Source organism: Bradyrhizobium sp. 62 (assembly GCF_023073035.1).
GTDB lineage: Bacteria > Pseudomonadota > Alphaproteobacteria > Rhizobiales > Xanthobacteraceae > Bradyrhizobium.
The window spans coordinates 226,718-234,545 of sequence record NZ_JADPIT010000019.1; the positions used below are offsets into that span (position 1 = coordinate 226,718).

The 7,828-nt window shown below is 65.2% G+C and carries 7 protein-coding genes; 3 read left to right on the forward strand and 4 right to left on the reverse strand.

The window, feature by feature from the left end; all coding sequences use genetic code 11:
* Positions 1 to 126 precede the first annotated feature (126 nt).
* On the reverse strand, positions 127 to 900 hold the full coding sequence (ubiG, locus tag IVB47_RS22755; RefSeq protein WP_027568007.1) for a bifunctional 2-polyprenyl-6-hydroxyphenol methylase/3-demethylubiquinol 3-O-methyltransferase UbiG: 774 nt from the start codon (positions 898 to 900) through the stop codon (positions 127 to 129).
* A gap of 14 nt (positions 901 to 914) precedes the next feature.
* Positions 915 to 1,382 (reverse strand): PH domain-containing protein, encoded by a 468-nt coding sequence (locus IVB47_RS22760; protein ID WP_027515137.1) that lies wholly within the window; start codon positions 1,380 to 1,382, stop codon positions 915 to 917.
* 150 nt (positions 1,383 to 1,532) lie between these two features.
* Between IVB47_RS22760 and IVB47_RS22765 the strand changes: the two genes are divergently transcribed.
* The 3 genes from IVB47_RS22765 to prfA all read left to right on the forward strand — a co-directional run bounded on the left by IVB47_RS22765 (position 1,533) and on the right by prfA (position 6,468).
* Positions 1,533 to 2,789, forward strand: a complete 1,257-nt coding sequence (locus tag IVB47_RS22765; protein WP_247363095.1) for an aspartate kinase — start codon at positions 1,533 to 1,535, stop codon at positions 2,787 to 2,789.
* 268 nt (positions 2,790 to 3,057) lie between these two features.
* On the forward strand, positions 3,058 to 5,325 hold the full coding sequence (gene ptsP, locus IVB47_RS22770) for a phosphoenolpyruvate--protein phosphotransferase (protein ID WP_247405684.1): 2,268 nt from the start codon (positions 3,058 to 3,060) through the stop codon (positions 5,323 to 5,325).
* 57 nt (positions 5,326 to 5,382) lie between these two features.
* Positions 5,383 to 6,468, forward strand: a complete 1,086-nt coding sequence (gene prfA, locus IVB47_RS22775) for a peptide chain release factor 1 (RefSeq protein ID WP_027568011.1) — start codon at positions 5,383 to 5,385, stop codon at positions 6,466 to 6,468.
* Between the two features lie 33 nt (positions 6,469 to 6,501).
* On the opposite strand, the gene IVB47_RS22780 is transcribed toward prfA, so the two are convergent.
* Entirely contained in the window at positions 6,502 to 6,972 is a 471-nt protein-coding gene (locus IVB47_RS22780) for a helix-turn-helix domain-containing protein (RefSeq protein ID WP_247284068.1), read from the reverse strand.
* 112 nt (positions 6,973 to 7,084) lie between these two features.
* On the reverse strand, positions 7,085 to 7,618 hold the full coding sequence (locus IVB47_RS22785; RefSeq protein WP_247282963.1) for a hypothetical protein: 534 nt from the start codon (positions 7,616 to 7,618) through the stop codon (positions 7,085 to 7,087).
* Between the last annotated feature and the right edge of the window lie 210 nt (positions 7,619 to 7,828).

Below are 7,828 nucleotides of genomic sequence, written 5' to 3' on the forward strand. Positions count from 1 at the left end.
ATTTGGCGAAGATTCGTGGTTGCCTGCTTCGCGCCGCAACTTCTTCCTGAGGGTATGGGTCCCGGCCTTCGCCGGGACGACACCTATATTTGCGGAGACAGCTAGGCCGCCACGAGCGGCGCGGCCTCACACCATGCCTTCCGCCACCACCATGTAGTTCACGTCCATGTCTGACGAGAGGGTCCATCTGTCGGCGAAGGGGCTGTAGACGACGCCGGTCTGCTCGGTAATGACCAGGCGGTTGTCGAGCAGGTATTTCGTCAGCTCGTCGGGGGTGACGAACTTGTTCCACTCGTGGGTGCCGCGCGGCAGCCAGCGCAGGACGTATTCGGCGCCGACGATGGCGAGCGCAAAACTCTTCCAGTTCCTGTTCAGCGTCGAGACCACCATCAGGCCGTTCGGCTTCAGCATCGCCGCGCAGCGCTTCAGGAAAACGCCGACGTCGACGACGTGCTCGACCACCTCCATCGCCAGCACGATGTCGAAGCGCTCGCGCGGGTCGATCTCCTCCACCGTGGTGCAGCGATAGTCGATCGCGAGATGCGCCTTGTCGGCATGCAGCTTCGCGGCCGCGATGTTGCTGACCGACGGATCGACGCCGATGACCTGCGCGCCCAGGCGCGACAGCGGCTCGCAGAGCAGGCCGGCGCCGCAGCCGATGTCGAGCACGCGCAGACCGCCGAGGCAGTTGAGGCTGCGCACGTTGCGCTCGAACTTGCGGCAGGCGGCATCGCGGATGTAGCCGAGCCGCAGCGGGTTGATCCGGTGCAGCGGCGCCATCTTGCCGTTGGGGTCCCACCACTCGGCCGAAAGTTTTGAGAATTTCGCGATCTCGGCGGCGTCGACGGTCGAGCCCGGCGGGGTGGTTGCGGTTGCGGAAGTATCTTGCTGCATGCTCATGGTTACGCGCGGTCCTACCGCGTGGTGATCGAACTACGGAAGGCGAGCGGCGAGGCGATGGTCCGGATGGTTTCGCGACCTTCCCCCACGCCATTGATGGTCACATCGCCATAGTTGAGAATACGTCCGAGAATGGTCTGATTCACATCGACGCTCTCGACCTTGTCCAGCGCCATCTCGAAGGTGCGGCGCTTGATGAAGCCGGTCTTGTGCACGACCCGCAAATTGGTGACGTCGGTCTCGGTGGTAAAGCGATGGAACCAGCCCTTCACGGTCCAGTACAGCGCCGCCAGAGCCACCAGGCCGGCCGCGACGAGACAGAGCAGGACAAGCCCCTCGACGATGGTTTGCCGGGACAGGACGAACAGGACCAGCGCCACGATCCAGGCCAGGATCGCCGGAAAATAGAAGATCCAATGCGCATTGGTCGAATACAACACCTTCTCGCCAGGCTGCAGGATCTCGTCGATATAGCGCGCCATGATCTCGGTTAACCCACTACCCCGCACCCTGCCCCGCAGGAACCCGCTTGCCCCCGGCCCCGACGCTATGTATACGCGCGGTCGGTGTCCGCGAGGCCCGTCCAGTGCGGGCCACCATACTGATCCTTATGAAGGAATGCACGCGTCGTCATGAGCCGCCTCGTGATGAAATTCGGCGGCACGTCCGTCGCCAACATCGAACGTATCCGCAACGTCGCACGCCATGTGAAGCGTGAGGTCGACGCCGGCCATGAAGTGGCCGTGGTCGTCTCGGCGATGTCCGGTAAAACCAACGAGCTGGTGGCCTGGTGCACCGAGGCCTCGCCGATGCACGACGCGCGCGAATATGACGCCGTGGTCGCCTCGGGCGAACAGGTGACCTCCGGCCTGCTTGCCATCGTGCTTCAGGGCATGGGTATCCAGGCCCGCTCCTGGCAGGGCTGGCAGATCCCGATCACGACCAGCGACGCCCATGCTTCGGCCCGGATCGAGGGCATCGACGGCAGCGAGATCATCAAGCGCTTCAGGGAGCGCAAGGAAGTCGCCGTGATCGCCGGCTTCCAGGGCATCAACCCGGAGACCAACCGCATCACCACGCTCGGCCGCGGCGGCTCCGACACCTCGGCCGTGGCAATCGCCGCCGCCGTCAAGGCGGACCGCTGCGACATCTACACCGACGTCGACGGTGTCTACACCACCGATCCGCGAATCGTGCCGAAGGCCAAGAGGCTCGACAAGATCGCGTTCGAAGACATGCTGGAGCTGGCCTCCCAGGGCGCCAAGGTGCTCCAGGTCCGCTCCGTGGAACTCGGTATGGTCCACAACATGCCGATTTTCGTCCGCTCGAGCTTCGACAAGCCCGAGGATATCGATCCGCATGCCAACCAGCCGCCCGGCACGCTGATCTGCAGCGAGGAGGAGATCATGGAAAGCCACGTCGTCACCGGCATCGCCTTTTCGAAGGACGAGGCCCAGATCTCGGTACGCCAGATCGAGGACAAGCCCGGCGTGGCGGCGTCGATCTTCGGCCCGCTCGCGGAGGCCAACATCAACGTCGACATGATCGTGCAGAACGTCTCCGAGGACGGCAAGACCACCGACCTCACCTTCACGGTTCCGGCCGCCGACTACACCAGGGCCAAGGAGACGATCACCGCGGCCAAGGGCCAGATCAATTATGCCCGGCTCGACACCGCGACCGACGTCGCCAAGATCTCGGTGATCGGCAGCGGCATGCGCAGCCATGCCGGCGTTGCCGCCCAAGCGTTCTCGGCCCTCGCAGGACGGAATATCAACATCCGGGCCATTACAACCTCCGAGATCAAATTCTCGGTCCTGATCGACACCGCCTATACCGAGCTTGCGGTGCGCACCTTGCACACGCTCTACGGTCTCGATCAGGCTTAGGCTAATTTTCTCTTAGCGGTCGCAGCAAACGCGAAGTGTCCACACTTTCGTGTTTGGCAGGCGTTTTGCTTGGCAAAACAAACCCCAATTCGCTATACGGCGAACAGGGTGGGCTGCCGGAAACTGTGCCCCAGTTGAGGCGGTGCTGATTCGGCCCAGGCAACCGCCGGGGCTGGCGCCGGACGAGCAAATTTGTTGTTTTTCTGGATTTCTGGGCGAGCCGCCGCGGGCCCTTTCGGCCCCGGCAGACGGAGGAGATTGACGGTCCATGCGGAGCGCGTCGGGAGGTCCCCGCGTCTTGTTGAGACGGCTCCGCGAAACCATGGCGGAGCAGGTCTCGGCCCAGGAGCGGCTGGACAAGATTGTGGTGCTGATCGCCGCCAACATGGTGGCCGAGGTGTGCTCGGTCTATGTGCTGCGCGTCGACAACACGCTCGAGCTCTATGCCACCGAAGGCCTCAACCGCGAGGCGGTGCACCACACCGTGCTGACCGCCCATGAGGGCTTGGTTGGCCTTGTGGCCAGCGAGGCGACCCCACTCAATCTGAACGACGCACAGAGTCACCCGGCGTTCTCGTTCCGCCCCGAGACCGGCGAAGAAATCTACCACTCCTTCCTCGGCGTGCCGGTCCTGCGCGCCGGCAACACGCTCGGCGTGCTGGTGGTGCAGAACCGCGCCAAGCGCAACTATGTCGAGGAGGAGCTCGAGGCGCTTCAGACCACCGCGATGGTGCTGGCGGAGCTGATCGCCTCCGGCGAGCTGTCTGCGCTGGCCCAGCCGGGCCATGAGCCCGCGGCACGTCATTCGGCGCAGAAGGTCGGCGCCATCCTGTCGGAAGGCATCGCGCTCGGCCATGTCGTGCTGCACGAGCCGCGCGTCGTCATCAAGGACTACATCGCCGAGGACCTGCCGAAGGAGATCAAGCGGCTCGACACCGCGCTCGCCAAGCTGCGCGCCGATCTCGACCGCATGCTGGAGCGCGGCGACGTCGCGGAAGGCGGCGAGCATCGCGAGGTGCTGGAAGCCTACCGCATGTTCGCCAACGACCAGGGCTGGTCGCACAAGCTGCACGAGGCGGTCGCCACCGGCCTCACGGCGGAAGCCGCCGTCGAGCGCGTGCAATCCGACACCCGCGCGCGCATGCTGCGCTCGACCGATCCCTATTTGCGCGACCGACTGCATGATCTCGAGGATCTCGGCTATCGCCTGATGCGGCAGCTGGTCGGCCAGGATCACGCGCCTTCACGCGAACAATTGCCCGACAATGCCATCGTCATCGCGCGCGCGATGGGCCCGGCGGCGCTGCTCGACTACGACCGCAAGCGCCTGCGCGGCATCATATTGGAGGAAGGCACCGCCAATTCCCACGTCTCGATCGTGGCGCGCGCGCTCGGCATTCCCGCGGTCGGCGAAGTCCCGAACGCGCCTGGCATCGCCGATCCCGGCGACGCCGTCATCGTCGACGGCACTTCCGGCATGATCTATGTGCGCCCGTCGCAGGAGGTCGAAGCGGCCTTCGCCGAGCGCGTGCGCTTCCGCGCCCGCCGCCAGGCGCAGTATCTGGCGCTGCGCGACCGGCCCTGCGTCACCAAAGACGGCCAGAAGGTCGAGCTGATGATCAATGCCGGGTTGGCGATCGACCTGCCGCACATCGAAGACACCGGCAGCGCCGGCATCGGCCTGTTCCGCACCGAGCTGCAATTCATGGTCGGCCAGAGCCTGCCGCGCACCAGCGACCAGCTCGCGCTCTATCGCACCGTGCTGGATGCCGCCGGCACGAAGCCCGTCACCTTCCGCACCCTCGACATCGGCGGCGACAAGGCGCTGCCTTACATGGAAGCGGTGATCGAGGAGAATCCCGCGCTCGGATGGCGCGCGATTCGGCTCGGGCTCGACCGTCCCGGCCTGTTGCGCGGCCAGATCCGCGCGTTGCTGCGCGCCGGAGGTGGCCGCGCGCTGCGCATCATGTTCCCGATGATCTCGGAGGTCGCCGAATTCGATTCGGCGAAGGCGCTGGTCGAGCGCGAGCTGACCTATCTGCGCCAGCACGGCCACACGCTGCCTGAAAGAATCGACATCGGCACCATGGTCGAGGTGCCGGCGCTGCTCTATCAGCTCGACGAACTCCTCAAGAAGGTCGACTTCATCTCGGTCGGATCCAACGATCTGTTCCAGTTCCTGTTCGCGGTCGACCGCGGCAACGCAAAAGTCTCCGAGCGCTTCGACACCATGTCGGCGCCGATCCTGCGCGCGCTTCGCGACATCGCACGCAAGACGCAAGCCGCGAAGAAATCGCTGTCGCTCTGCGGCGAGATGGCTTCGAAGCCGATCGGCGCGCTGGCGCTGATCGCGATGGGCTATCACTCGCTGTCGCTCTCCGCCACCGCGCTTGGCCCGGTCAAGGCGATGGTGATCGATCTCGACGCCAAGAAGGCCGAAGCGATGCTCGGCCCGTTGCTGGACGCGCCCGCCGGCAGCGTCTCGATCCGGCAGAAGCTGACGGAATTTGCCGAGGCCGAAGGCCTGGCGTTGTAGCGGGCCTGTCGCCGCTTCCTGCCGCCTCGCCCTTTTCCGCATTTTGAGACTGAACCGATGTCGTCACTCCCCGAAGCCAAACTGGACGTCCTGCTCGCGCATCACGCCTCGCTGGAGGCCGAATCGCTCGGTCAGCTCGCTTCCGAACGCTATGTGCAGATCACACGTGAGCTCGCCGAGCTCACGCCATTGATCGAAGCGGTCAAGACCTATCGATCGGCCGTCAAGGAGCTCGCCGACACCGAGGCACTGATCGCCGACCCCGCGACCGATGCCGAGATGCGCGCCATGGCGGAAGCCGAGCGCGGCGAGCTGACGCCGAGGATCGAGGAGCTGGTCCAGAAGATCCGCGTCGCGCTGCTGCCGAAGGACGCGATGGATGACCGCAACGTGGTGCTGGAAATCCGCGCCGGCACCGGCGGCGACGAGGCTTCGCTGTTCGCCGGAGACCTGTTCCGGATGTACGAGCGCTTCGCGGCCCTACAGGGCTGGAAGGTCGAGGTGATCTCGGCCAGCGAAGGCAGCGTCGGCGGCTATAAGGAAATCATCGCGGAGGTGCAGGGCCGCGGCGCGTTCTCGAAGCTGAAGTTCGAATCCGGCGTGCACCGCGTACAGCGCGTGCCGGACACCGAGACGCAGGGGCGCATCCACACATCCGCCGCCACCGTCGCCGTGATGCCCGAGGTCGAGGAGGTCGATGTCGAGATCCGGAACGATGATTTGCGTATCGAGACGATGCGCGCCGGAGGCGCCGGCGGCCAGCACGTCAACAAGACCGAATCGGCGATCCGCATCACCCACATCCCGACCGGCATCGTGGTGATGATGCAGGACAGCCGCTCGCAGCACAAAAATCGCGCTTCCGCCATGAACATCCTGCGTTCGCGCATCTACGACGCCGAGCAGCAACGCCTCGACGCGGCGCGCTCGGCCGAGCGCAAGGAGAAGGTCGGCTCCGGCGACCGCAGCGAGCGCATCCGCACTTACAATTTTCCGCAAGGACGCGTCACCGATCACCGCATCAATTTGACGCTCTACAAGCTGCCGCAGGTGATCGCGGGCGAAGCGCTGGGCGAACTGACCGACGCGCTGACCACCGAGCACCAGGCCGCGCAGCTCGCCGCCCAGGGCGCGGCGGCGTAAAGCTCGCGGCTTCGCGCTTTCTTCAGCGTGTCCTCAGCGTCTCTTTGCTCGAAACGCTCGCAGGATCTTGCCCAAACCGGGCGCGGCGGCGCTGAGCTCGTCCAGATGGATGCGCGAGAGGGATCGCAGCTTCCGCTCGCCCTTCGCTGTCAGCTTGACCAAGACGCGCCGCGCATCATCGGGGTCGGCTTCCCGGCCAATCAGCTTCAGTTTCGCCATGCGATCCACCAGCTCCACCGCGGTGTGGTGCCGGATCAGCAGGAAGCGCGCGATGTCGCCGACGCTGGCGCCATCAGGGGCAGCCAATCCCTTGATCGCCAGCAGCGCCTGGTGCTGCTGCGGCGTCAACCCGGCGCTCTGAGCCGCGGCTTCGCTGAAGGCCAGGAAGGTTCGGAGCTGATAGCGAAACTGCGCAAGCGCCGCGTAGTCGGCCTCGCGCATCGCGCCACTCTTTGTGGGCACAGCACGCGCCGGGCGTGTCGTCTTCCGCTTCGATGGGGCCATTCCCTGCCTGCGACGTCGAGCCAGCCGGTGCAACGGGCGGCCTCACCGAGACTAGCAAGGAAGGTCAGGCCGAACCAACCGACCGGCGCCCCGGATGCACAAATATCGCCACCTATTCGAAGCTGGACAGCAGGATCTTCACCAGGATGACCTGTAACGCGATCGGGATGCGGACGCTCTTCCGCCGGATCGAGCGCTGCAGCGCGCCGGCAATCTCGGAGCTGGTCAAGGTACCGGCGGATGCATTGGTAATCATCTCCGCCCACATCTGCGACAGCGAGCCGCCGGGTGGGATCACCGGCTTGATGGTCACGCCGCAGCCCTGCGCCCAGTCGATGATCTCCCTCATCGTGTGAGGGCCGCAATTGCGCGCGGTGGCGAGGCGTTCAGCCGTCAGAGCAAGCAGCAATTCGCGCGAGGGCGACCAATTCCCCTTCGGCGGCTGCTCGGCAGTGAGCTCGACCGCGAGCTCCTTGAGGACGTTCTGGGCGCGCACGCTCAGCTTCTGCATCGGACCGGGTGCGCGCTTCGCCTGAACGGGGCCGACGGCGGGCCCGCGCCGGCCGGCCGGCCAGTTGCGCGGATCGGGCATGCGCGAGGCATCGCCGGACTGCGGTGTCGCTCGCTGTCCGTTCGCCTCTTCCACTGGCCACCCCGCCTCCTGCCGCTCCGCACCTTGCGGCCAAGACCGTCGCTTCCGGGTACCCGCCACCGTCGTCTGCCGCGCCATTTCTCTCGCCGAACCCGCCAGCCTCGTACTCACAAAGACTAATATATATCGTGATGCGATATGTTTTCACGAGATAATTTTCGTCGTTCGACCAAAGGCGAAATTGACAGAAGGCGTTCACAAGCA